24 protein-coding genes and 1 tRNA gene are annotated in these 24,807 nt (G+C 65.2%); 13 read left to right on the forward strand and 12 right to left on the reverse strand.

The features are described 5' to 3' along the window. The first annotated feature begins 66 nt into the window (after positions 1-66). Positions 67-429: a cupin domain-containing protein gene (locus tag LK539_RS01160; protein WP_227799074.1), complete on the forward strand. Its 363-nt coding sequence runs from the start codon at positions 67-69 to the stop codon at positions 427-429. Here the strand turns inward: LK539_RS01160 and LK539_RS01165 are convergent. The 3 genes from LK539_RS01165 to LK539_RS01175 form a co-directional block, all read right to left on the reverse strand. Further along, positions 420-950, reverse strand: coding sequence for a GNAT family N-acetyltransferase (locus LK539_RS01165; RefSeq protein ID WP_227799075.1), 531 nt, complete (start codon positions 948-950; stop codon positions 420-422). The genes LK539_RS01160 and LK539_RS01165 overlap by 10 nt on opposite strands. Further along, entirely contained in the window at positions 950-1,633 is a 684-nt protein-coding gene (locus LK539_RS01170; protein ID WP_227799076.1) for a Fe2+-dependent dioxygenase, read from the reverse strand. The genes LK539_RS01165 and LK539_RS01170 overlap by 1 nt, the downstream gene beginning before the upstream one ends. A gap of 86 nt (positions 1,634-1,719) precedes the next feature. Then, positions 1,720-4,044 carry a TonB-dependent siderophore receptor gene (locus LK539_RS01175; protein WP_227799077.1) on the reverse strand — a complete coding sequence of 775 codons (2,325 nt, stop codon included), beginning with the start codon at positions 4,042-4,044 and terminating at the stop codon, positions 1,720-1,722. Between the two features lie 217 nt (positions 4,045-4,261). On the opposite strand from LK539_RS01175, the gene LK539_RS01180 reads away from it, so the two are divergent. Together LK539_RS01180 and LK539_RS01185 are read left to right on the forward strand one after the other, a co-directional pair. Further along, positions 4,262-5,515, forward strand: a complete 1,254-nt coding sequence (locus LK539_RS01180; RefSeq protein ID WP_227799078.1) for a DUF2863 family protein — start codon at positions 4,262-4,264, stop codon at positions 5,513-5,515. Between the two features lie 175 nt (positions 5,516-5,690). Further along, a complete protein-coding gene (locus LK539_RS01185; RefSeq protein ID WP_227799079.1) occupies positions 5,691-6,401 on the forward strand; it encodes a prolyl oligopeptidase family serine peptidase in 711 nt (236 codons plus the stop codon). 116 nt (positions 6,402-6,517) lie between these two features. On the opposite strand, the gene LK539_RS01190 is transcribed toward LK539_RS01185, so the two are convergent. The 6 genes from LK539_RS01190 to LK539_RS01215 all read right to left on the reverse strand — a co-directional run bounded on the left by LK539_RS01190 (position 6,518) and on the right by LK539_RS01215 (position 12,737). Beyond that, positions 6,518-8,773 (reverse strand): catecholate siderophore receptor Fiu, encoded by a 2,256-nt coding sequence (locus LK539_RS01190; protein ID WP_227799080.1) that lies wholly within the window; start codon positions 8,771-8,773, stop codon positions 6,518-6,520. Between the two features lie 260 nt (positions 8,774-9,033). Next, positions 9,034-10,179: a serine hydrolase gene (locus LK539_RS01195; RefSeq protein ID WP_227799081.1), complete on the reverse strand. Its 1,146-nt coding sequence runs from the start codon at positions 10,177-10,179 to the stop codon at positions 9,034-9,036. Next, the gene (locus LK539_RS01200) at positions 10,176-10,649 is read right to left on the reverse strand and encodes a CYTH domain-containing protein (RefSeq protein WP_227799082.1); all 474 of its coding nucleotides are present in this window, start codon (positions 10,647-10,649) and stop codon (positions 10,176-10,178) included. The genes LK539_RS01195 and LK539_RS01200 overlap by 4 nt, the downstream gene beginning before the upstream one ends. Before the next feature lie 2 nt (positions 10,650-10,651). Further along, on the reverse strand, positions 10,652-11,773 hold the full coding sequence (locus LK539_RS01205) for a M14-type cytosolic carboxypeptidase (protein ID WP_227799083.1): 1,122 nt from the start codon (positions 11,771-11,773) through the stop codon (positions 10,652-10,654). Between the two features lie 90 nt (positions 11,774-11,863). Then, positions 11,864-12,235 carry a hypothetical protein gene (locus LK539_RS01210; RefSeq protein WP_227799084.1) on the reverse strand — a complete coding sequence of 124 codons (372 nt, stop codon included), beginning with the start codon at positions 12,233-12,235 and terminating at the stop codon, positions 11,864-11,866. Between the two features lie 193 nt (positions 12,236-12,428). Continuing rightward, positions 12,429-12,737: a KGG domain-containing protein gene (locus LK539_RS01215; RefSeq protein WP_227799085.1), complete on the reverse strand. Its 309-nt coding sequence runs from the start codon at positions 12,735-12,737 to the stop codon at positions 12,429-12,431. 333 nt (positions 12,738-13,070) lie between these two features. On the opposite strand from LK539_RS01215, the gene LK539_RS01220 reads away from it, so the two are divergent. The 9 genes from LK539_RS01220 (at position 13,071) to LK539_RS01260 (ending at position 20,360) form a co-directional block, all read left to right on the forward strand. Then, positions 13,071-13,748: a hypothetical protein gene (locus tag LK539_RS01220; protein WP_227799086.1), complete on the forward strand. Its 678-nt coding sequence runs from the start codon at positions 13,071-13,073 to the stop codon at positions 13,746-13,748. Next, a complete protein-coding gene (locus LK539_RS01225) occupies positions 13,745-14,062 on the forward strand; it encodes a hypothetical protein (RefSeq protein ID WP_227799087.1) in 318 nt (105 codons plus the stop codon). The genes LK539_RS01220 and LK539_RS01225 overlap by 4 nt, the downstream gene beginning before the upstream one ends. Positions 14,063-14,297: 235 nt before the next feature. Further along, the gene (locus LK539_RS01230) at positions 14,298-15,296 is read left to right on the forward strand and encodes a glycosyltransferase family 2 protein (RefSeq protein WP_227799088.1); all 999 of its coding nucleotides are present in this window, start codon (positions 14,298-14,300) and stop codon (positions 15,294-15,296) included. A 7-nt stretch (positions 15,297-15,303) separates the two neighbouring features. Beyond that, positions 15,304-16,275, forward strand: coding sequence for a glycosyltransferase (locus tag LK539_RS01235; RefSeq protein WP_227799089.1), 972 nt, complete (start codon positions 15,304-15,306; stop codon positions 16,273-16,275). Further along, the gene (locus LK539_RS01240) at positions 16,272-17,684 is read left to right on the forward strand and encodes a glycosyltransferase (RefSeq protein WP_227799090.1); all 1,413 of its coding nucleotides are present in this window, start codon (positions 16,272-16,274) and stop codon (positions 17,682-17,684) included. The genes LK539_RS01235 and LK539_RS01240 overlap by 4 nt, the downstream gene beginning before the upstream one ends. A 67-nt stretch (positions 17,685-17,751) precedes the next feature. Then, positions 17,752-18,498, forward strand: coding sequence for an SDR family oxidoreductase (locus LK539_RS01245; RefSeq protein WP_227799091.1), 747 nt, complete (start codon positions 17,752-17,754; stop codon positions 18,496-18,498). Between the two features lies 1 nt (position 18,499). After that, on the forward strand, positions 18,500-19,063 hold the full coding sequence (locus tag LK539_RS01250) for an HAD-IIIA family hydrolase (RefSeq protein ID WP_227799092.1): 564 nt from the start codon (positions 18,500-18,502) through the stop codon (positions 19,061-19,063). Continuing rightward, a complete protein-coding gene (locus tag LK539_RS01255; RefSeq protein ID WP_227799093.1) occupies positions 19,060-20,172 on the forward strand; it encodes a glycosyltransferase family 9 protein in 1,113 nt (370 codons plus the stop codon). The genes LK539_RS01250 and LK539_RS01255 overlap by 4 nt, the downstream gene beginning before the upstream one ends. Positions 20,173-20,283: 111 nt before the next feature. Continuing rightward, positions 20,284-20,360, forward strand: a tRNA-Pro gene (locus LK539_RS01260). Between the two features lie 133 nt (positions 20,361-20,493). On the opposite strand, the gene LK539_RS01265 is transcribed toward LK539_RS01260, so the two are convergent. Both LK539_RS01265 and LK539_RS01270 read right to left on the reverse strand, forming a co-directional pair. Continuing rightward, entirely contained in the window at positions 20,494-20,910 is a 417-nt protein-coding gene (locus tag LK539_RS01265) for a hypothetical protein (protein WP_227799094.1), read from the reverse strand. Between the two features lie 145 nt (positions 20,911-21,055). Further along, positions 21,056-22,942: an MFS transporter gene (locus LK539_RS01270; RefSeq protein WP_227799095.1), complete on the reverse strand. Its 1,887-nt coding sequence runs from the start codon at positions 22,940-22,942 to the stop codon at positions 21,056-21,058. A gap of 270 nt (positions 22,943-23,212) precedes the next feature. Between LK539_RS01270 and LK539_RS01275 the strand changes: the two genes are divergently transcribed. After that, complete coding sequence (locus tag LK539_RS01275; RefSeq protein ID WP_227799096.1) at positions 23,213-23,395, forward strand: hypothetical protein; 183 nt, start codon at positions 23,213-23,215, stop codon at positions 23,393-23,395. Between the two features lie 80 nt (positions 23,396-23,475). Here the strand turns inward: LK539_RS01275 and LK539_RS01280 are convergent, their stop codons facing one another. Continuing rightward, the gene (locus LK539_RS01280) at positions 23,476-24,795 is read right to left on the reverse strand and encodes a homoserine dehydrogenase (RefSeq protein ID WP_227799097.1); all 1,320 of its coding nucleotides are present in this window, start codon (positions 24,793-24,795) and stop codon (positions 23,476-23,478) included. Positions 24,796-24,807: the final 12 nt, after the last annotated feature.

The following is a 24,807-nucleotide window of genomic DNA, read 5'->3' on the forward strand; positions in this document are numbered from 1 at the left end:
TCGTTGACTGCTCGCCTTGCTGAGGGATGCACTGGGGCTTCATTCAGGAAGTTTCGAGGAATGCCCATGAAAGACAAAGTAAATATTCCAGCTGCCCTTGCTCGCTTGACGGAGTTCTGGTCCCAGGAAACGGTCGCACAAGCCAACGGACAGTTGTTCAAGGTCGCCAAAGGCATCGGCTCGACACGCTGGCATCAACATGATGACCAGGATGAACTCTTCATCATTTATTCGGGCCAGCTGACGATCCAGCTGAGGGATCGCGACGTCCAGCTTGGCGAGGGAGACATCTTCGTCGTGCCTCGGGGTGTAGAACATTGTCCCAAAGCCGATATCGAGACACAGTTCTTGATCGTGGGTTTGAACATCACGTCGAATGCCGCCGGTGGGAAACCGGAGGCTTCCCGCATGGCTGAGGGTCAGACCTGAGGCTGCGCGGCCGGCGCGTGGCACTCGAAGTGCAGCCGGTCATACCACACGCCGCCCAGTTCGAAACTGCGGCGCGAATGGCCGAACTGATTGAAACCGTTGCGCTCCAGGACACGTTTCGACGCCAGGTTGTCGACGCGGCAGTCCGCCTCGATGCGCTGCAGGCGATGCTTGCCAAAAGCGAGCGCCAGCAGCTGGCGCACCGCCTCGCCGGCGTAGCCCTTGCCGCAATGCGCCTGCCCGATCCGGTAGCCCAGCACCGCGCTGTGAAAATGCGCGCGCTTGATGTTACTGAGGTTGATGCGCCCGACGATCCGGTCCGCATCGTCGATGACCAGGTACTGGTAGCCGATGTCCGCATACACGTCCGCCATGGCCTGCGCCACCGCCAGGCTCACACCCTCGCGCGCGTAGTAGGAAGCCGGACGTGCATTGATCGTCGCTTCGAAAAAGGCGCGGTTCTCCAGCTCGAAGGCAAGCAGCGCGTCGATGTGTTCGTGGCATGGCGCGACGAGCTTCATCACATCTCCGCCCACATGCGCAGCAGGTTGTGATAATGCCCGGTGATGCCCACGGTTGCCTCGCTTTCGCCGTGCGCCGCGCGCAGCTTCTGGATGTTGGTGTCCAGCTCGAACAGCAGCGCGCGTTTGCTATCGTCGCGCACCATGCTCTGGGTCCAGAGGAAGGACGCCACCCGCTCGCCGCGCGTCACCGGCAGCACCTGGTGCACGCTGCCCGACGGGTACACGATCGCGTCCCCGGCCGGCAGCTTGACCTCATGGGTGCCGTAGGCATCGACCACCACCAGTTCGCCCCCGTCGTAGTCTTCCGGGTCGGACAGGAACACAGTGGTCGACACGTCCGCCCGCACTGGTGGCAGGCCGCCACGCTGGGGACGCACCGCGCCGTCGACGTGCAGGCCGTAATGCTCTCCCCCGCCGTAGGCGTTGAAGTAAGGCGCCAGGATGCGCAGCGGCAGCACGCTGGAGAAGAACAACGGGTTGTTCATGAGCGCAGCGCTCACGACCTGCCCCAGCTCGACGGCCAGGGGAGAGCCTTCCTTCAGCTGGCGGTTGCGCTTGACCTGGGCGCCCTGCGGGCCGACGCTCTCGCGGCCATCCACCCATTCGGGGGCGCCGTCCATGCGCGCGCGGATGTGGGCGACCTGCTCGGCCGTGAGCACGCCAGGGATGTGCAGCATCATGATACGAATCCTCCAGAATAAAAAAGCCCCCCTGATTGTAAGCAGGAGGGCGAATCCGGTTGCCCGGCGGGGGTGGTACCCAGGAGTCAGAACTTGAGATTGGCCATCAGCGATGCCGAGCGACCTGCGCCCACGCCAGCGTAGTGCGGCGAGGAGACGCGGTCGAAGTAGAACTTGTTCGTCAGGTTCTGGATGTTCAGCTGGAACGACACGCTCGGGTTCAGCGTGTAGCTCGCCATCGCGTCGAAGCGGGTGTAGCTCGGCGAATACTTGTTGTTGTTGACGTTGGCGAACTGGCGATCCACGAAGTTGGCGCCGCCGCCGATCGTCAGCGACTTGTCGATCGCGTAGGTCGTCCACAGCGAAGCGCTGTGCTTCGGCGTGGTCGGGAAGGCGTTGCCGTTGAACGGCGACGCGGTCCAGCGCGGCGCCGAGGCGGTACCGGTATTCACGAAGCCGTTGTCGGCGATGATGCCGTGCAGGTAGGTGTAGCCGCCGAACACGGTCCAGGCGTTGGTGAGGCGGCCCGACAGGCCGAATTCCACGCCTTCAAGTTCCTTGCGGCCCACGTTCTGGGTGCTGCCGTCCGGCGCGGTGACGCGGGCGTTGTCCATGTCGCTCTTGAACACGGCGGCGCTGACCGACAGGCGGCCGCCCGGCAGGACTTCCCACTTGGTGCCCAGCTCGATGCTGCGGCTCTTCTGCGGCTGCAGGTTCTGGATCTGCACGGTCAGCGCATCCAGGCCGTCGCCGCCGTCGTTGCCCGGCGGGGTGGCCGAGGTCGCCCAGGACACGTAGATGCTGCCGTTCGCCTTCGGCTTGTACACCAGGCCGGCCTGGTAGGTGTCGAAGGTCGACTGCACGCGGGCGTTGACCACGCCCGCGGTGGCGGTGGCCGGGGTGAACAGGGTGCTCGAGAAGTCGTCCCAGCGTGCGCCGATGTTCAGCAGCCACTGCGGGGTGAACTCGATGGTGTCGAAGCCGTACACGGCGCGAGTGCGGGTCTCGACCGTGGTCAGGGTCGGCGACTTGGTACGGGTGTAGACCCACGGGTCGTACGGGTTCGGGTTGACCAGCGTGGTGCAGTTGTACAGGGTGGCGGCGCCTGCAGTCGGGCAGTTCGAGGTGCCGGCCACCGGATTGTTGGTGCCCGGCGTGAACACGAAGCTGCCGCGGTCGGTGTCCTCGCGCGAGAACTCGACGCCCACGTTGAAGCTGTGCTTGATGCCGGCGGTGGTCAATTGGCCGGTCAGGCTGGTCGCGTTGGCCAGGGTCTTGGTGTCGACCACGCGGGTGTTGGCGCGGCGCCAGACGGTGCCGTACAGGACGGTGTTGCCCTTCGAATCGTCCGGCTGGGTGTAGACGTAGTCCTGGCCGGTCTTGCCCCAGCGCGTCACGTTGCGGATGGCCAGGTTCGGGCTGAACTCGTGGCGCAGGTCGATGGTGGCGACATCGGTCTGGGTATCGCGGAAATCGCGGTTCTTCAGGCCATAGAAGGCCTCGCGGTCCACGGTGAATGGGGTGCCGCCGCCATTCCTCGCGGCGTTGGGACCGCTGGCGATCGGGTTGTTGAACGGGATGCCGGTATCCGGGATCTCGCTGCTCTGCAGGTGGTAGTAGCTCAGGATCGCACGAGTCGGGCCGTTCAGGCCGAAGGTGACGGTGGGCGCGATACCCCAGCGCTCGCCGCCGACCACGTCGCGGCCGGCGATGTCGTTGGCGTGGACCATGGCGTTCAGGCGGAAACCGGTGTTCTCGCCGACCACGCGGTTGAGGTCGGCAGTGACGCGGGCATACTTGTCGGTGCCCAGGCCGACGGTGGCGTTATTGAAATTGGTGTCGCGTGCGGTCTTGGTGACGATGTTGACGCCGCCGCCGGCCGAGGAGCGGCCGCCCATCGCCGAATTCGGGCCCTTGACGACTTCGACCTGCTCGATCGCGAAGATCTCGCGTGACTGCGAGCCGGAATCGCGCACGCCGTCGATATAGGTGTCGGTCTGGGCGTTGTAGCCGCGAATGAAGAGGTTGTCGCCCACCGGGTTGCCGCCTTCCGAGGCGCCGATGGTGATGCCCGGGACGGTGCGCAGCGCGTCGGTCAGCGACACGGCGCCGGTCTGCGAGATGGTTTCCGAGGTCACCACGGTGACCGATTTCGGGGTGTCGAGCAGCGGCGCGGTGAACTTGTCGGAGCTGGCGCGCACCGGACCCTGCACGGCGCGGTCGTTGCCGGCGGTGACGTGCACTTGCGGCAGCTTGGCGTCCGCCGGCAGTTCCGGCGCTTCGTCGATGCCGGTGGCGTGGGCCAGCGGCATGGCCAGCGTGGCCAGCACGGCCAGCACGGGGGCGGAAGGACGGGAGTGTTTCTTGCTCTTGATAAAGGTGTTGCCAGCTTGCGTGGTAATCGTGGTCATTTTCTTCTTAGTTAGAGAAACCCGGCAATCTCGCCCGGCCCCGGAATTTTAATGAGAACGATTCGCATTATGGTTTCTATTTAGGTTTTTGGCAAGCGCAACGTCCTGTGTGCCTGGCGGCGGCGTGTTCGTGGCATGTGGCCGAATCAACTACAATACCGGGGATATGGGTTTATCATGACCTGACCATTTATTGAAAAGAGAGACCCCTAGCGCCATGCGTCGTCCTTCCAAAGATTCAACCCCTAAACTCTCCGCCGAAAGCCAGCGTCTCGTCAGCATCGCGCAAGCCATCATGCAGGCCGCCAGCCGCGTCGAGGAACGGACCTGGGAGCACCAACTGGACACGCAACTGCAGAAGCTGCTCAAGACCAACCACCAGGACAGCATCGACGCCGCCCTCAACGCCCTGTTCAAGGACGATCTGGCTTCGTACGACGTGCTGATGGATGCGGTCGAGGCCGTGAGCGAGTCGGCCACCATGGTCGAGCAGCAGGACGGCAGTGACGTCACCTGGCAGGCACTGCTGGTGGCCGCGCCGGTGCTCGCCTGGACCCGCTTCAACATCGCCTCCGGCAATATCCCGCCGGAGATGCTGAGCACGCTGCAGGCGCACTTCTCGGCCCACCTGCTGGCCGAAGGCACGCGCATCGCCATGGCGCCGACGCTGTACTCGATCGATCAGCTGCCGCGCACCCATGCCGAGACCTATGCCCTGACCCACAAACTGGCCGCCGCCGCCCACAAGGGCGGCACGGTCAAGCCGGCCGCGCGCGTGGACGAAACCGCGCCCTTCCTGGCCGACACCCGCTACCTGCTGGTGGCGATCGTCGCGCCCCAGGGCGCCCCGATGTTCCGCTGGCAGGAACCGCAGCACCACATCGGCTTCGCCGACGAGCGCAACCGCGCGCTGGAACAATGGCGCGCCCAGGGCACGGCCAACATTGCACGCCTGCTGCCGGGCTGCGGCGTCGAGCTGCTGCTGCCGGAAGCGTATTACGTGGCCTGCCGCGAAGCCGACAAGCTGATCCGCCCGATCTCGATCCGCGCCGCCGTCCACTACCTGACCCACACCCTGGGCGTGGAAGCCTCCGACCTGCGCGCCGTCATCGCCGGCTTCGGCGAAGAGTCGGCCGACATCCAGATCGACGAATACCGGGTCTCGTTCACGATGCGCCAGGACAGCGACGTCATGTACGGCATCGTGTGGCCGCTGTACGGCCAGGAAGACGAGAACGGCACGCCGATGGAAGGCCCGTTCGCCGCCGGCCCTGCCCCGCTGACGCCGCTCAACGAGATCGTCTCCCACCTCAACGAAGCGGGGATTGCGCACATCAAGCGCATCAACGAGCGTTATGTCGCCGAGTACTGTGACGATTGCGGGTCGCCGCTGTTTGCAGATCCGTCGGGCGAGCTAGTGCATGCTGAGATGCCGGAAGATACGCCGGCCGGGAGCGAGCACTTCCACTGAGCTGACCGTTTTTCGTAGGGTGGGCGGATCCTCCGCCCACGCGGTGATAGTTATGGGATGATCAGCCGCGCTGGCAGTAGCACCGTAATTTGACCGCGTGGGCGGGAGAACCCGCCCACGCTACAGTTGCCATGCTAGAGTTGATGTTCGTCAACCGTCGCATGGAGAACCCGAGATGCTCCGTCTCACCGCCGCTACCCTCGCCTTCTGCACCGCCTCCCTCGCCTTCGCCGCTCCGGCGCCGGCCAAGTCTCCCCAGCAAGCCCACAGCACCAGCATCAAGGGCAAGATCAACTACCTGACCTTCCTGCCCAAGTCCTACAGCGCCAAGGGCGACAAGGTCCCGCTGATCGTCTTCCTGCACGGCTCCGGCGAGCGCGGCGCCGACCTGAACAAGGTCAAGGCCTGGGGCCCGCCGGCGATCGTCGAAAAGGATCCGGACTTTCCCTTCATGGTGGTCTCGCCCCAGGTGCCGGAAGGCCAGTGGTGGGACACCTACCTGCTGAAATCGATGCTGGACGATGTGCTCAAGCGCTACAACGTTGACCCGAAACGGGTCTACCTCACCGGCATCAGCATGGGCGGCTACGGCGCCTGGGATTTTGCTTCGCGCTATCCGGAATACTTCGCGGCGGTGGCGCCGATCTGCGGCGGCGGCATTCCGCGCCTGACGCGCAGCATGAAGGACATTCCGGTGTGGGTCTTCCACGGCCTGAAGGACGATGCAGTGCCGGAACAGGAATCGGCACGCATGGTGGAAGCGCTCAAGGCGCAGGGCGGCAACGTGAAGTACACGGTGCTGCCTGAGGCAGGCCACATCGACGCATGGGTGCATGCCTACGGCGAGGCCGGGCTGTTCGACTGGTTCGCGCAGCAGCGCAAATAGTAGGGTGGTCGGCTCTGCCGACCGCGCGTTCAATCAGTACATGATGTACCACAACGCATACCTGAGTTGGACGCGCGGTCGGCGAAGCCGACCACCCTACAAAAGCACGGCGGATCTTAGAAGCGGAAGTTCGCCGTCAGGCTGGCCGAGCGCGGCGTGCCTGGCGTGTAGCGGTAACCGCTCTTGTTGATGCTGGCCACGTAGCGCTCGTCCGCCAGGTTGTACACGTTCAGGCGCAGGTCCAGGTTCGGGCCGATGCGGTACTGGGCCATGGCATCGAACACCCAGTAGGACTCGGTGTATTTGGGCGTGCCGACCGCGCCGTCGGTGCCGCGCTTGAGCTCGTCGGCGAAGCGGGCGCCGCCGCCGATCTTGAAGTTGGGCGTCACGTCATACGCCGTCCACAGCGTGAACGAGGACTTCGGCGTGTAGGTCAGGCTGTTCTCGCCGTTGGCAGTAATCAGTCGGCCCGCTTCGACGCTGGTGTCCATGTACAGGTAGCCCGCGCTCACCAGCCAGTTGCTGGCCAGCGCGCCGGTCATGCCCAGTTCCACGCCCTGCACGCGCTTCTTGCCGGTCTGGTACCACTGCAGGTCGACCGGATCCTGCTCGACCTCGTTCTTGACGTCGGTGCGAAACAGGGCCGCCGACAGCGCCAGCTTCTGGCGCAGCAGGTCGAGCTTGCCGCCGAGTTCCCAGTTCGTGGTTTCCTGCGGATCGAAGATCGGGTTCTGGGCGCTGCTGGCGCTGCTCGATGCCGTGAAGTTGGCGCCCGGCGGCTGCTTCGAAGTGGCGACCATGCCGTACACGCTGCTGTTCGCGGTCGGCTTGTACAGGAGCGAGGCCTTGCCGTTGACCAGGGTCTTGTTGACGTTCAGGCGCGCCGGGACCAGCACGTTGTTGGTCAAGGTCACCGCATCGAACACGCCGCGGAAGCGGTCCACGCGCACGCCGCCATTGAAGATCCACTTCTCGCCCAGCTTGATGGTGTCGAAGGCGAACAGGCTCTGGGTATCGACGTCGCCTTCGGTGTAGGCGCCGGTCCGGGCCAGGGTCAGGCCGGTCACCGGGTCGGCCGGGTTCGGGCGGTACAGGTTGGCGGCCGGCAGCGTGCCCAGTCCGGTACGGCCGAAGCTGACCTGGGTCTCGTTGACGAACTCGAGGCCGGTGACCAGGGTGTGTTTCAGACTGCCGGTCTCGAAATCGGCGGTGAGCACGGTCTGGTTGGTCAGGATCTTGTTCTCCGCATCTTTCACGGTGCGGGTGCTGCGCGCCACGGTCCAGGTCGACGGATCGGCGATCACCGGGGTGCGGAAGTTGGCGCTGCTGGCCAGCCAGGCAGTCAGGAGGTAATCCTGTTTGGTGCGGCCATAGCGGCTGACGTTCGACAGCTGCAGGGTCGGCGAGAAGGCGTGCTCGACGCGGATGGTGGCCATGTCGGCCTTGACCTTGTCGAAGTCGGTGTTCGAGCCGTAGAAGTTTTCCGGATCGACCGGCGCCGCGTTGCCGATGAAGGGACGGGCCGGGTCTGGGCTGGTGTAGCCGGGCAGGCCGATGGTCGGCACGCCGCCGTCCGGGATATTGTCCTGGTCCACGTGCAGGTAATCCAGGTAGACCCGGGTCGGGCCGTTCAGGCCGAAACCGATGCTCGGGGCAACCGCCCAGCGCTTCTTGTTGACCACCTCACGGCCCGGCACGCCGGAATCCTGCGCCATTGCGTTCAGGCGCAGGGCGATACCGCGCTCGGCGTTCAGGACCGTATTCAGGTCGGCGGTGGCGCGCTTCTGCGAGTCGGTGCCGCCCAGTATCGAGCCCGAGCGGCCGCTGCTCATGTTGGCCTTCTTGCTGACCAGGTTGATCGAACCGGTCGGCGAGCCGCGGCCGGTGTCGGTCCCTGCCGGGCCCTTCAGGACGTCGATCTGTTCCAGGTTGAAGGTGTCGCGCGAGATCGAACCGATGTCGCGCGCGCCGTCCACGAAAATGCTGCCCGAGGTGTCGAAGCCGCGCATGAAGATGGCATCACCCGTGTTGGTGTTGCCGTTCTCGCCCAGGAAGAAGGCGCCAACGCCCGGGGTGTTGCGCAGGGCTTCGGTCAGGGTCACGGCGCCCTGCTGCTCGAACAATTCCTTCTTGATGACCTGCACCGTTTGCGCGGTATCGAGCAGCTTCTCGGTGTACTTGGGCGACGAGGCCTGCTCTGCCTTGAAAGCGTTCTCGGACTTGCCAACCACTTCGACCGTGGTGGCGGGGGCGATCGCAGCTGCAGCACCGTCCATGTCGTTCGCATGCGCGGCCATTGGCAACAGGACCGCCGCCAGGGCGGTGCCCATCATGCGCGATTGAGGGTGTTTGCGGCTTTTTATTGTTTTCATACGAAGCTGTTCCTTGGCAGTCAGATGGTGGGAAAGTCAACAATGAAAATTATTGTAAAGAAAAGGTTCCGATATGTAAACAGGAATCATTCTCATTATCGTTTACATTCACACTAATGGAAGAGCGATGGCGCAAGCGAACGCAGGCAGCCGGGGAGCGTCAGCGCGAACAGCAAGGGAAAGCGAGGGGAAGTGAGCGGCAGCAGCGCCGGGCGGGCTGCTGCCGATGGAGATGGCCTGGTCAGCCAGGCCGGAAGGACTTAGCGGCGGATACTGGCGATGACCTTGGTGGCGAAGTCGGCAGCGTTGCCGGCATGCCAGCGCCAGACGATCACGAGATCGTGGTCAGGCGAAACGAGGACAGTGTTGCTGCCCGCCCCCAGCGCAGCGTAGGCATTGGCCGGCAGGCCGGGCAGGTTCTTGCCCTTGGTATTGAGCCACCAGAGATAGCCATAGTCCGGGCCATGCGCGCTCGGGCTCAGCGCCGCCTTCACGTAGGACGGCGGCAGCACCTGCTTGCCGTTCCAGGCCCCGCCGCGCAGCCACAGGTAGCCGAAGCGCGCCATGTCCCAGGAATTGATCCACATGCCGCCGCCCCAGCGCGTGCCGCCGCTGACCGACGCTACCGGCTTGCCGTTCAGTTCCACATAGCTGTTGTGGTACGGGACCCACTTCCAGCTGTTCGAGGCGCCGATCGGGTCCATCACTTGCTGCTGGAACACGTCCGGCACGGCCTGGTCGAATACGCGCAGCAGCGACAGCGCAAAGCGGTTGATGCGCACGTCGTTGTATTCGTAGAAGCTGCCCGGCGCCTGCAGGGCGCGCGGCTTGCGCTCCCCTGCCCCAAAGGCTTCCTTGCCGATGAAGTCGGCGTTCTTGCCCCACAGGCTGCCTTCCCACTCGGTTTCCTGTTGCAGGTGTTGCTGCCAGGTCACCCGCGCGTTCTGGGGCGACGCATAGCCGCCGTCGTTCACGCGCCTGGCCACCGGTTCGTCCAGCACGATCCGGCCGTCGCGCACGGCCACGCCGGCGACCGTCGCCAGCATGCTTTTCGCCACCGAATAGGTCGGATCGACGAACTGGGTGTCGCCGAATTCGGCCACCACGTAGCCCTTGTAGATCACCAGCCCGTTGGTACGGGCGCGGCGCGTCGGCATCGAACCCAGGCGGCTGCCGAAGGTGGCTTCCTGGTCGGAGAAATCGACGGCGCGGGTGGTTTCGCGCGACTGGGCGAACTGCACCGCGGCGGCCAAGGCGGCCGGGTCCATCCCGAGTTCGGCGGGCGACTTGCGGGCCCATTCGCCCTGCGGCGGGAAGTACGCGGCGGGCGCGGCGGCAAAAGCGGCCGACGGCAGCAGCGCGCCCAAGACCAGGCTCAGGACGGCGCGGCGGGAAACATGCATCATGGTGTGGTCCATTGAGAGAACGGGAAGCGGATCAGGCTGGAGTTGTAGTAGCGCTTATCGCCGGTGACTTCCTGGCCGACCCACGCGGGTTTCTCGAACTGCGCGTCTTCGGAGGGCAGTTCGATTTCGGCCACCACCAGGCCCGCGTTCTCGCCCAGGAATTCATCGACTTCCCAGGTAAAGCCCGCGTGCGCGATGCGGCGCCGGTATTTTTCGACGAGCGGACGCTCGCACAGGCGGTCGAGCAGTTCCTGCGCTTCAAGCAGCGGAATCGGATACTCCCATTCGCCGCGCGTCGCGCCCGTGCTTTTGCTCTTGATGGTGAGGACGCCGGCCTCGCCCTCGATGCGCACGCGCACGGTGCGCACCGGGTCCGAGCACAGGTAGCCCTGGCGCAGCAGCACGGGTTCGCCCTGGGCGCGCCAGTCCTCGCCGGACAGGAGGAACTTGCGCTCGATTTCGACGCCCACGCTCAGTCCAGCGTCTGCAAAATCGGCTGCAGGATCGCCGCGCCCAGCGCCGCGCTGCGGGCGCCGTTCCAGCCGGTGTGCGGATCGGGCAGGTTGGCGTTGTCCTTGAACGGCATTTCCAAGGTCAGGGACAGGCACTTGAAAGTGTGGCCGATGTACTTCGAGGCCAGGGTCAGGAGTTCCTCGTTGTACTTGCTCGCGGCATAGCCGTAGACGTTCTGGAAGTCCGGGCTGGCCGCCATGTAGCGCTGCACGAAGGCATCCTGGCGCGCCTGGCGCTCGGGGCCGAAGTCGGACAGCATCTCGTTGCCGGCCACGAAGTTGTACGGCAGTGCTTCGTCACCATGGATGTCGAAGAACATGTCGACGCCGGTTTCGTGGATCTTGTTCTTCACGCACAGCACTTCCGGGCTGCGCTCCAGCGACGGGGTCATCCACTCACGGTTCAGGTTGGCGCCGGCCGCATTGGTACGCAGATTGCCGCGCACTGAGCCGTCCGGGTTCATGTTCGGCACGATGTAGAACACGGCGCGCTGGAGCAGTTTGCGCGCGACCGGGTTGGCGTTATCGAGCAGCGCATCCATCATGCCTTCGACGAACCATTCGGCCATGGTCTCGCCCGGATGCTGGCGTGCGATCACCCAGATCTTCTTTTCCGCCTGCGGGTTGCCGATCACGACCAGGTTCATGTCGCGGCCGTCGATGGTGGTGCCGATGTCTTGCACGCGTGCGACCGGGTTCTCGGCCACTTCGCCCAGCAGGCGCAGGTGGCGGTCCCAGGTGTAGGGCTCGAAATAGGCGTAGTAGATGCTATCGAGTTCAGGCGTGTGATTGATCGTCATCACCTGGCCGTCGAAGCTGGTCGGCACGCGGAACCAGTTCTCGGTGTCGTAGCTGGCGGCGACCTGGTAGTCCTCGAAGCCCTTGGGGTAGGTGGCCTGTCCCGCATTCAGGAAGCGGATGGTGCAGGCCTGGTCGCGTGCGCCCTGCAGGCGGAAGTGAAACCACTGGTGGATGTCGGCGTGCGAATCCTTGCGCAGGTTCAGGTCGATCGCCCTGGGGCCGTCGGCGCGCACGACTTCGATGGCGCCGGAATCGAAAGTCTGGCTGATTTTGATGGGCATGGCGAATCCTTCATTGTCCGTTCAAAGAAACGCATATTACCGGACAGTGCGCAGACCGGCGCGGTCCTCGCCCTGCCCGGCCTGCTCCGCTTACTGCGCGTCAAGGTCGATCAGGTCCTTGGTGTACATGGCCATGACCTGGCGCATCAGTTCGACGTTGCTGCGGTCAAGCACGACGGTCAGGTCTTCCTTGCTGTCGAGGACGAAGGTCATGCGCAGCGCGCCGCGCAATTCCTTGCACTGCACGTACTGGGCGCGCGGGGTGTAGGGATTGTCCCAGTCTTGCTGCGTGATCTGCGGCGCGGCCGGCGGCGCAGCCAGGTTCGGGTCCTGGTTGACCGGCAGGTGCCTGAGCAGCCAGAACACGATAAAGGCCGGCACATAGATGCACAGGTCGCGCGCGCCCTTGCTGGAGAACTTCACCAGCAACAGGTTGCCGACGCGGTCGCAGGACATGGACATGCTCTTGACTTCACGAATTACCGCAGGTTTCACGACGATATTCCTAGGGAAAGGTTGAAAAAGGCGCAGCGATTCTACCGCATCCCATGGCCCAGTTGTGTGGTATCCGTGGGCCAAAAAACAAAACGGGGAGCTTGCGCTCCCCGACTTTGTCGTGCTTCGGCTTCCGCAACGCGCAAGCCTTGCTCCGGCCTTACTCTTTCGAGCCGCGGCCGCCCTGCGAGTTGCGGCCGCCCTTGCTGGAGGCTGCGCGCGACGGGCCACCCGAGCCGGCGTTGGCCGACTGGCGGTTGCCGTGGCTCATGCTGCCGGCACGGCGGGCTTCTTCCGAGGTGAACTCGTGAGCCGTACCCTTGGCGTGGGCAGCCTTGCCGCCCTGGCTGGCGATTTCACGCTGGCGTGCCGGATCCATCGATGCGAAACCGCGATTGCGGGTGCCGCTGCTTTGGCTGTTGCCGCCCTGGTTGCTACCTTGCTTGTTACCTTGATTGCTCGAGGCCATGATGATCTTCTCCCTTGTACGCTTTATGGACCGCCGCGTCCTGCGGCAGGCTTCTACCCATCACAATCCATGCCCGATGAGTGACCGGCGAAATCATCTTAGGTAGCACAGATGAATGCTGGTATAGGACGCTTTCAGATGACTTTGTAGGACTTCACGCGACAGAAAATGCATTAACGAAAATGTACTTCCAGTCGTCAACAAACCCTTCAGTAAGTGTCCTACATGGCACCCCTACGTCTTCCTATACTGTGTTAGAGGAGACCGGCGCATGATGGCAGTATCAGGCGGGACTTTGAGCAGTTACCGCTGGCTTATCGAAAGGAGTCGACAATGGACGCGAACCAACGCAGCGAATTCAATAACCAGACTAATAACGGCGCCAACGAGAAATGGACACCTGGCTCCAAGGGCAATACCCAGAGTGGCCCGATGGACCACACCTATCCACAGGGACCAGGCCAGCAATCAGTGATCCGCGGCGAAAACGAGATGCGCCCGACGGACGATCCCGCGCGCATGGGCCAGCAGGAAGTCGCCGCCGAGGACGGCGGCCGCGCCGACTACGAAACCACCCTCCCCGGCGCCGTGCCCGATGACCTGCCGGGCGGCTCGCTGCAAAGCCAGCAGACCGGCGGCTCCGGCCCGCAGCAAGGCATCACCGACAGCCACCAGCGCCAGATGGAACAGCGCTCGGGCGCCTGGGGCCTGCTGGAACAGCCGGTCGGCCACCGCGACCGGGATTCCGGCACCGACCTGCGCGCCCACCCGGCCAACCAGCAGGGCAACAGCCAGGCCGCGCACGCCATGAACCCGCACGACGCACGACAGCCCGAGCTGCAGGGCGGCTCGCTGGGCCGCCACCACGACGTAGCGCCGGGCACCTACGAGTCCCAGGGCACGACCGCCCAGGTCGGCTACGGCAACAAGCAGAGCGCGGCAAGCCAGGGCGAAGGCACCGGCATGGCGATCGGCCCGCACCCGACGAACCAGCAAAGGAGGGAACGATGAACGAGCAAAAGAACCAGAACCAGCAGGGCAGCACGGACCGCAGCGGTTCGCAGACCGGGGCCGGCGGCAGCGAAGGCAAGGCCCTGTCCCATGAGTCGAACGACGTCGCCGGCGGCCTGCCGCGCAGCCCCGGCAACAGCGGCCCGCGCAGCGAGAACCAGGGCTGGAAGCCGGGCCAGAGTGTGCAGGCCGACACCGACCCGGTGCACGAATCGAACGACGTCGCCGGCGGCCTGCCGAAAAGCCCGGCCGGCGCCAACCGTCTGGCCGGCGACCGCAAGATGGACGATGACACGGGCTTCTCCCGCAAGTAAGTCGTAGGGTGGGCGGGTCCTCCCGCCCACGCGGTCTACGAGCTTTAGAATATTCCGGAAACATTTACGGCCACCGCCAGTCCGCCGTCCAGCCCGATCATTGATCCACCTCCAAGCCCCTTCCCTCTGACGGAACCCGTCCGTTCCCGCCCGACTCCAACCGCACTCAACACGCCCCGTCGTTCGCACGTCGCGATGACGGCCAACGTGACTGGAGTACACGCGGAGACGAGACATGCCTGCAACGACGGATGACGCAACGATCGCGGTTTCGGTGGTGGTGCCCGCCTGCGGCCGCATGGACCTGCTCGACCGCTGCCTGGACGCGCTGATGCGCCAGGGGTTCGACCCGCAGAGCTACGAGATCGTCGTCGTCGACGACGAACCCAACCACAACACCCTGCACCTGGTGGCCGGCTGGCGCACCCGCACCCTGGAACGCGGCCCGCGCCTGTCCTATGTCGCCAACCCGGGCCCGGTCGGCCCGGCATCGAGCCGCAACCGCGGCTGGCGCGCCGCGCGCGCGCCCATCGTCGCCTTCACCACCGACGACGCCGTTCCAGAACCCAACTGGCTGTCCGAAGGGGTGGCCGCCTTTGCCGATGACGCCGAGGTCGTCTGCGGGCGCATCCAGACCCCGGTTCCCGCCCGCCCCACCGAATACCAGCGCAGCGCCCACGGCCACGATGCGGCCGACTTCACCAGCGCCAGCTGCTTCTTCCGCAAGACGGTGCTGGAACGCCTGGACGGTTTCGACGAACGCTTCAGCGTGCCGCGCGGCAGCGACGCCGACATGTATTTCCGCCTGCTGGAACACGGCGTTCCCATCGTGCGCGCCCCGCGCGCGCTGGTGGTCCATCCGGTGCGCCCCGTGCCCTGGGGCGCCAGCCTGCTGCAGATCCGCCACGCGGTGTTCGACGCCCTGCTCTACAAGAAACACCCGGCCCTGTACCGCCAGAAGGTCGAGCCGCGCCCGCGCTGGGACCACTACGCCATCGTGGCCGTGCTGCTGCTGGCGCTGGCCGGCCTGCTGGCCGGGCTGCCGGTGCTGGCCGGCCTCGCCTTCTCCGCCTGGCTGCTGCTCACGGGCCGCCTGTGCGCGCACCGCCTGCGCGGGGCCGCGCACACGCCCGCGCACGTGGCCGAGATGATCCTGACCTCGGCCCTGCTGCCCCCGCTGGCGGTGTTCTGGCGCCTGGCCGGCGCGGTGCGCTACCGCGTGCGTTTCGCGTGAGGCCGCCATGCGCAGACTGAAGGTCCTCACCTGGCACACCCACGGCAGCTACCTGCACTACCTGTCGCACGCGCCGCACGATTTCTACGTGCTCTCGAAGCCCGGCTGCCCGCCCGGCTACGGCGGACGCTGCGGCAGCATGCCCTGGCGCGACAACGTGCACGACCTGCCGGCCGAGTTCGCGCGTGACCACGAATTCGACTGCATCCTGTTCCAGGACGATTTCCAGTGGGAGAAAGACCAGTACGAGTTCCTCACTCCGGCCCAGCGCGCGCTGCCACGCATCTACCTCGAGCACGACCCGCCCATGGGGCACCCGGCCAGCACTCGCCATCCGGTCGACGACCCGGACGTGCTGCTGGTTCACGTCACGCCATTCAACGCCCTGATGTGGGACAGCGGCCGCACGCCGGTGCGCGTCATCGAACACGGCGTCACGGTGCCGCCCGACCTGCACTACGGCGGCGAACTGGCGCGCGGCCTGGTGGTCACCAACCACCTCGCACGCCGCGGCCGCCGCATGGGCCCGGACCTGTTCCTGCAGGCGCGCCAGACCATCGCCCTCGACCTGGTCGGCATGGCCGCCCAGGAACTCGGCGGGCTGGACGAGATCGAGCATGCCCGGCTACCCGCCTTCATGGCGCGCTACCGCTTCCTGTTCAGTCCGATCCGCTATTCGAGCCTCGGACTGGCCGTGATCGAGGCAATGATGGTCGGCCTGCCGGTGGTGGCCTTCGCGACCACCGAGATGGCCACCGTCATCGAGAACGGCGTGTCCGGCTACACCGCAACCGACCTGCCGACCCTGCTCGGCGACATGCGGGTGCTGCTCGACGATCCGGCCCTGGCCCGCCACCTCGGCGAAGGGGCCCGCCGCACCGCACGCGACCGCTTTTCGATCGGCCGCTTCAGCAGCGACTGGGATGCCGCGCTGCGCCACGTCACCGGCCTGGGCGCGACCCGGCAGGAGCAAATATGAAATTAAATGAAGTGCAGGCCGCCGTTGCGGCGGCCAAGGCGGCACTGGCAAGCGCGCCCTCCACCCAGGCCGATGTCGCAGTACCCGCGCCGCCTGCCCACCTGCCCTTGGCCACCGGCCCTGGCGGCACGCGCCGCCGCATCGCCATCATCAGCGACCACGCCTCGCCGCTGGCCGAACCCGGCAGCATCGACTGCGGCGGCCAAAACGTCTACGTGGCCCAGCTGGCCCGCGAACTGGCGCGCGCCGGGCACCTGGTCGACGTCTTCACCCGCCGCGATGCCCCCGAGCAGCGGCTGGTGGCGCAGTGGTGCGAGAACATCCGTGTCATCCACGTGCCGGCCGGGCCGCCGCGCTATGTCCCCAAGGAGCAGATGCTGCCGCACGTCGACGCCTTCTCGCGCTACGTCACCCGCTTCGCGCGGCGCCAGCCGGTGCCCTACGACATCGTGCACGCCAACTTCTTCATGTCGGGCATGGTCGCCCAGCACCTGAAGGCCAGCCTGGGCCTGCCCTTCGTGATCACCTTCCATGCGCTGGGCCGCGTGCGCCGGCTGGCGCAAGGCAGCGCCGACACCTTCCCGATCGCCCGCATGCGCATCGAAGCGGCGCTGATGCGCGCGGCCGACCGCATCATCGCCGAGTGCCCGCAAGACCGCCAGGACATGGAACGGCTTTACGGCGCGCCGCTGTCGCGCATCGCAATCGCGCCCTGCGGCTTCTCGCCCGACGAACTGTGGCCGGTGCCGATGCACGAGGCACGTGCCCGCCTGGGCCTGGACGACGGCCGTTTCGTGGTACTCCAGCTCGGCCGCATGGTGCCGCGCAAGGGTGTCGACACGGTCATCCAGGGCGTCGCCATGCTGCGCCACCGCCACGGCGTCGATGCCCAGTTACTGGTCGTCGGCGGCAATGCCGGACCGAGCACGGGCGGCCAGCCGGGCGATGACGTCGAACTGGCGCGCCTGCGCAGCGTTGCCGCCGACCTCGGCGTCGGCGCCCATGTGCGCTTCGCCGGCCAGCAGCCGCGCGCCGTGCTGCGCGACTACTACAGCGCCGCCAACGTCTTCGCCAGCACGCCCTGGTATGAGCCCTTCGGCATCACCCCGGTCGAGGCCATGGCCTGCGCTCGGCCAGTGGTCGGCTCCGAAGTGGGCGGCATCAAGAGCACCGTCAACGACAGCGTAACCGGCTTCCTGATTCCCTCACGCGACCCGGCCGCGCTGGCCGACCGGCTGGCGCGCCTGCACCGGCACCCCGACCTGGCGCGCGCAATGGGCGAGGCCGGCCGCCGCCGCGCCTGCGAGCACTACACCTGGCGCCACGTCGCCACCCAGCTGGCTGCCATCTACGCCGACGTCCTGGACGCCACCCGCTCCACTGCCCAGCCGGCGGTTTTGCCGAACTGAGTGCCGAACTGATGTTGAACCGAGCCTGACCGCACTCCCATTCCAACCGAGCCCACCCGAGGAGCCCATGAGCACGACGACGCAGCATCAACCTTCCCTGCACGGCAAGGCCGCCCTGATCACCGGTGCTGCAAGCGGCCTCGGCGCCGCCCTCGCGCGCCGCCTGGCCGCCTCCGGCGCCAGTATCTTCGGCGTCGACCTGCAGGCCAGCCGCCTGGCCGACAGCATGGCGCAGCTGCGTGAACTGGGCGTGCAGGCACATGCGCTCGGCGTCGACATCACCGATCCGGGCGCCGCGCCGCGCGTGGTGGCGCATGCCGTCGACGTGCTCGGGCGCCTCGACATCCTCGTCAACAACGCCGGCACCGACGTCACCCTGCCGATCGCCGAACTGCCGGACAGCGACTGGCTGCGCGTGGTCGGCACCAACCTGAGTGCACCGTTCCTGCTGTCGAAGTACGCGGCCATAGCCATGCGCTCCCAGGGCGGCGGCCACATCGTGAACATCGCCTCGACGGCCGCCAAGCGCGCCTGGCCCAATGCCAGCGCCTACCACGCCAGCAAGTGGGGCCTGCTGGGCCTGTCGCATGCGCTGCACGCCGAACTGCGGCTTGAAAACATCCGCGTCACCGCCGTGATCGCCGGCGGCATGCGCACGCCCTTCCTGCTCGAACGCTTCCCCGATCTCGATGCCGACAGCCTGCAGGACCCGGCCGACGTCGCCGACGCCATCCACTCGGTCCTGGTGCTGCCGCCCACCACCGTCGTGGCCGAACTGACCGTCCTGCCGCTGCGCGAAACCTCGTGGCCCTGACATGAAGGCTATCTTCCTGGACAAGGACGGCACCCTGGTCGACGACCTGCCCTATAACGTGGAGCCGCGCCGCATCCGCCTGGTCAGTGGTGCCGGCGCCGCCCTGCGCCTGCTGGCCCGGCTCGACTACCGCTTCTTCGTCGTGACCAACCAGTCCGGCATCGCCCACGGCTGCTTCGGCGAAGACGCCATGGGCCCGGTCGCCGACCGCGTGGCCGACCTGCTGTTTCGCGAAAACCTGACGCTGGACGGCTTCTATTATTGCCCCCACCACCCGCTGGGCACGATCGGCGCCTACGCCATGGTCTGCGCCTGCCGCAAGCCCTCGCCAGGCATGTTGATCAAGGCCGCCCACGAGCACGACATTAACCTGCGCGACTCGTGGATGATCGGCGACATCCTGCACGACGTCGAAGCCGGCAACCGCGCCGGCTGCCGTACCCTCCTGATCGACAACGGCAACGAAACCGAATGGCGGCTCGGCCCGCGCCGTGTCCCTACCCGCATGGCGCCGGACCTGTACTCGGCCGCCGTCCTGATCGCCTCGCACGAGGAAGCACGATGAGCGCTGCATGGCAGTCCGCACGGCGCATCCTGTGCATCCGCCTCGATTCGCTGGGCGATGTGCTCATGTGTACGCCAGCCATTCGCGCCCTGCGCCAAAGCATCCCGGGCTGCGAGCTCACCTTGCTCACCTCTCCGTCCGGCGCAGCCGTAACGCCCTACATTCCCGAGCTCGACGGGGCGATCAGCTACCGTGCCCCGTGGATGAAACACGAGGAGCTCGCCACCAGTGCGGCCCTGCAGGAATGCGCCACGCAGCTCACCGCCCAGCGCTTCGACGCCGCCGTCATCTTCACCTCGTACTCGCAAAGCCCGCTACCGGCCGCCATACTGTGCCACCTCGCCGGCATCCCTCTGCGGCTGGCGTCCTCGCGCGAGAATCCCTACCAGCTCCTGTCCCACTGGGTGCCGGAGCGCGAGCGCGAGCGCGCTACACGCCACGAAGTGCAGCGCCAGCTCGATCTGGTCGATCACATCGGCTGCTCGACCTCCGACACCTCGCTGTCCTTCGCCATTCCAAAGGAAGCCGCGACCAGCGTCGCCGCCATGCTGATCGATGCCGGCATCGACCCAAATGCGCCTTACCTGGTGCTGCATGCAGGCGCCAGCGCCCCCTCGCGCCGCTATCCCGTCAGGCACTGGCTGGTCCTGATCGGCATGCTCGGAACGCACTTCGGCTACCCGATCATCCTCACCGGCGACCGCGGCGACGTCGAATCGCTGCGCCCCCTGTCCGACACCTGGGTCGGCCCCTCGCACTCGCTGATCGGTAAACTCAATGTGGGAGAACTGGGCGCCCTGATCCGCTCATCCAGCCTGCTCATCACCGGCAACACCGGGCCGGCGCACATCGCCGCCGCCGTCGGCACGCCCCTGGTCGACCTGTACGCGCTGACCAATCCCCAGCACACCCCCTGGCGCGTTGCGCACCGCCTGCTGTTTCACGATGTCAGCTGCCGCAACTGCCTGCGCAGCAGCTGTCCGCAGAGCCACCATGCCTGTCTGGACCTGCTGGCGCCGCGAAAGGTGCTTGAGGCTGCAGTCGACCTGTTGGCCGCTGACACGCCCCGACCGGCGCGAACCGACGATATCGCCCTGGCTTTCGAGTAGGGAAAGCGATATTGACGATGTTCGCGCCTGCGCAAGCACAAGAATCTGCGCGCGCGCCTATTACAAAAACTCAAGTTTTTGGACGAGCTCTGATATAATTTCAGAGTTAGTCGGGGCGTAGCGCAGCCTGGTAGCGTACCTGCATGGGGTGCAGGGGGTCGGAGGTTCGAATCCTCTCGCCCCGACCAACAAAATCAATGAGTTAGGCCAGCCAACCGGTTGGCCTTTTTCGTTTGGAGCAGGCCTGAATGCTTCTGGCTGCAGGAATGACGTCGAAGTTCGAGGTACATCTCCGCTGCACGTTCGACTACCTACCGCAAATCATTTCTTGAAGACGGCATCGCCGAAACCTCGGCCAAGCTCACGCCCGATCCGGTAACTCCAGGCACGGAAATCTTCTTCTTTTCCCGCGTACGCGCCAAAGGTCTCGATGTCGTTTTCCTTGGGCTGCCTGGGATCGACCATCGGATGGATGGTCACCTTTACCATCGCAGGATGTGCCCGTTCGGCTGGCGTAGTAAAAAAGTAGATGAACGAATCTGCAGAAGGACTGATGAGTGAATAAGCGTGCCCGTTCGTATCGCTGCTTCTTTGAAATCGCTTCGATCCGAGCAGCTGCGACTCTACCTTTCGAATACTTTCGGCAGAAGTATGGCCCTGTGCGGGCAGGGTTATGCCATCGGAACCGAACACAGTGCCTGCGAACGCAAACAAAAGGAATCCAAGTATTTTTTTCATAGAACCTCCGGCATTCAACCGAATGAATCCAACACCACGGGACAAACGATACCGATCACTTGGCCTCGCCGTTTGCTGGTAGCCGAAAACAGAAGATACTAATCATCCGCTCACGATGTAAGCTGGCTATCTGGCGATACAACACCTATTTCCAATCCCCCCGCAGCGCCAGCACCTGCTGCTGCAAATACTCCGGCGACGCCGCCTCCGGCGCCACCGGCTGCCCCACCGCCAGCGCCAGCTTCGACCGGATCCCGCGCGCAAACGAGCGCTCGAACACGTTCGACGGATCGCGCGTGAACACGCTGCCCCACAGCCCGCGCAGCGCCATCGGAATCACCGGCACCTTGCTGCGCTCGACGATCTTGGCGATCCCGCTTCGGAACTCGCTGATCTCGCCGGTCTTGGTCAGTTTGCCTTCGGGGAAAATGCAGACCAGTTCCCCCTGATGCAGCGCTTCCGCGATGTCCACGAAAGCGCGCTCCATCATGAACGGATCTTCCTTGGCCGGCGCGATCGGGATCGCCTTGGCCGCGCGGAAGATCCAGCGCAGGAAGGGCGTCCTGAAGATGCGGTGGTCCATCACGAAGCGGATCGGGCGCGGGCTGGCGGCGCCGATCACGAGTGCGTCGACATAGCTCACGTGGTTGCAGACCAGGACTGCCGGGCCCTCGTCGGGGATGCGGTCGGCGTCGATGGTGCGCACACGGTAGCCGGTGTGAATCAACATCCAGGCCAGGAAGCGCATCAGGAATTCCGGCACCAGCGAGAAGATGTACACGGCCACGCAGGCGTTCAGCAGCGCGGTCACCAGGAACATTTCGGGAATCGTGAAGCCCTGTCCCAGCAGCACGATCGCCACGCCGGCTGCGGCCACCATGAACAAGGCATTCAGGATGTTCATGCCGGCGATGGTGCGCGAGACGTGCTTCTGGTCGCAGCGGGTCTGGATCAGGGCGAACAGCGGCACGATGAACAGGCCGCCGAACACGCCGATCAGTACCAGGTCCAGCATGATGCGCCACGCGCCCGGCAGGCTCAGCAGTGCAATGGCATCCACGGCCGCCGTATTGGTGTAGGCCACGCTGGCGAAATACAGGTCGATGCCGAACACCGACAGGCCGATCGAGCCGAAAGGCACGAGGCCGATCTCGACCTTGTGGCCGGAGAGCTTTTCACACAGCAGCGAGCCGGCGCCGATGCCGAGCGAGAACACGGTCAGCAGCAGCATGATCACGCTGTGGTCGCCGTGCAGGTAATCCTTGGCGTACAGCGGGAATTGCGAGAGCACCAGGGCGCCGTAGAACCAGAACCAGGAATTGCCCAGCATCGACAGGAACACGGTGCGGTTCTGGCTCGAGAATTTGAGGTTGCGGATCGATTCGGCAAACGGATTGCGGCTGATCTTCAGTTCAGGCGCCGGCGCCGGCGACGGCGGAATGCGCCAGCTGGCCAGCAGGCCCAGCACCGCGCACAGCAGCGTGCCGCCGGCCACCAGCTCGATGCCCCAGGGTTTGACGCCGACCAGCAGCGTCCCGGCGACCTCGCCCAGCAGGATGCCGACAAAGGTGCCCATTTCGATCACGCCATTGCCGCCGACCAGCTCTTCCGATTTCAGGTGCTGTGGCAGGTAGGCGTACTTGACCGGCCCGAACAGGGTCGAGTGCAGGCCCATGCCGACCACGGCGGCGATCAGGACCCACAGCGTGTGCGTCAGCCAGCCGATGCCGGCCACCAGCATGATGGCGATCTCGAGCAGTTTGACGAACCTTGCCATGCGCGCCTTGTCGAACTTGTCGGCGACCTGGCCGGCGGTTGCCGAGAACAGCACGAAGGGCAGGATGAACAGGCCGGCGATCAGGTTGTTCAGCATGCCGGGGTCGGCGGTGGTCCAGTTGGCGGTGTCGAAGGTCAGCGCCACCAGCAAGGCGGTCTTGAACAGGTTGTCGTTGAAGGCACCGAAGAACTGGGTCCAGAAGAAGGGGCCGAAACGGCGTTGCGTCAGCAGGGAAAACTGGCTCGGTTGGCTCATGGGGCTGCGTGTTGGCTGGTAATCAAGATTCGTAATCTACATCAGGACGCGCTAGCCATACAAAGACTATTGCTCATTCACATCATTCAGCTATTGATACTAATACGCAAAGTCTCGGCTGGCGATACCGGATGGGTAAAAAGCATAGACTGCCGAAGCGTTCAAGCGGCGCGCGGCGTCAAGCGGGGGCATTGATAAACTTGATTGAAACGGCTCAATCGAGTGTGCATACTGCAGGATTGTGCAGCGCAGCGCGGGTAGAATCCGCGGATGACTTCTACCGACTTTCTCCTTCGCTACGCCAGCGTGACCACCTCGCTGTTCGACCACATCGAACAGGACATGCTGGCCCTGTCCTGTGCCTTCATCGACGAAGACGAGCATCTACCCAGCAGCATGCACGAGGCCGGTACGGTGCCGATGCCGCAACCGCTCGGCCTCCCGCAAACATGAGACGCCCATAAAAAAATGATTCGGATTTGCGGACCATGCCGCAAAATCCGAATCATGTTTCCGCCCTGCTGGCGGTCCGCTCAGCTCAGGGTTTCGAGGCGGATGCGGGTGACCTTGCTGATCACCGCCGGCAGATTCTCGATCTTCTCGATCGCCGCGATGATGTTCTTCTCGCGGGTCTGGTGGGTGAGCAGGATAATGTCGAGGTTGACCTGGTCGCCCGGCTCCTTTTGCAGCACCGCGTCGATCGAGATGCCGGCGTCGGCCAGGATGCGGGTCAGGTCGGCCATCACGCCGAGCTGGTCCTTCACATAGACGCGCAGGTAGTAGCTGGTGGTGATCTCGGCCATCGGCATGATGGCGACGTCGGTCATCTCGTTCGGCTGGAAGGCCAGGTGCGGCACGCGGCAGTAGGGGTCGACGGTCGCCAGGCGGGTCACATCGACCAGGTCGGCGATCACCGCCGAGGCGGTCGGTTCGGAACCGGCGCCCTTGCCGTAGTAAAGCGATGCGCCGACGGCGTCGGCCTGCACCAGCACCGCGTTCATCGCGCCTTCCACGTTGGCGATCAGGCGTGCCGCCGGGATCAGGGTCGGGTGCACGCGCAGTTCGATCCCTTCCCCACTTTCAGTGCGGGTGCGGCGGGTGATGCCCAGCAGCTTGATGCGGTAGCCCAGTTGTTCGGCGTAGCGGATGTCGCGCGCCTGCAGCTGGCTGATGCCCTCGATATACGCCTTGTCGAACTGTACCGGGATGCCGAAGGCGATCGCCGACATGATGGTGAGCTTATGGGCCGCATCCACGCCTTCGATGTCGAAGGTCGGGTCGGCTTCGGCATAGCCCAGCTCCTGTGCCTGTTTCAGCACGGTGGCAAAGTCCAGGCCCTTCTCGCGCATTTCCGACAGGATGAAGTTGGTGGTGCCATTGATGATGCCAGCCACCGATTCGATACGGTTTGCGGTCAGGCCCTCGCGCAGCGCCTTGATGATCGGCACCCCGCCTGCCACGGCCGCTTCAAATGCGACCGTCACGCCCTTTTCCTGGGCGGCAGCAAAGATCTCGTTGCCGTGCAGCGCCAGCAGCGCCTTGTTGGCGGTGACCACGTGCTTGCCGTTGGCGATTGCCTTCAGCACCAGCTCGCGCGGCAGCTCGTAGCCGCCGATCAGTTCGACGACGATGTCGATGTCCGGATTGTTCACGACCAGGAACGGGTCGCCCACGACTTCCACTCCGGCGCCGACGATCCCGCGCGCCTTGTCGAGGTTGCGCGCCGCCACCATCGTAATCTCGATACCGCGGCCGGCGCGGCGGCGGATATCCTCCTGGTTGCGTTGAAGAACGTTGAAGGTGCCGGCGCCGACGGTGCCGATGCCCAGGAGGCCTACTTTGATGGGTTTCATGATCTCGATTTT

Origin of the sequence: Massilia sp. IC2-476, assembly GCF_020707295.1 — a bacterium.
Taxonomy (GTDB): Bacteria; Pseudomonadota; Gammaproteobacteria; order Burkholderiales; family Burkholderiaceae_D; genus Telluria.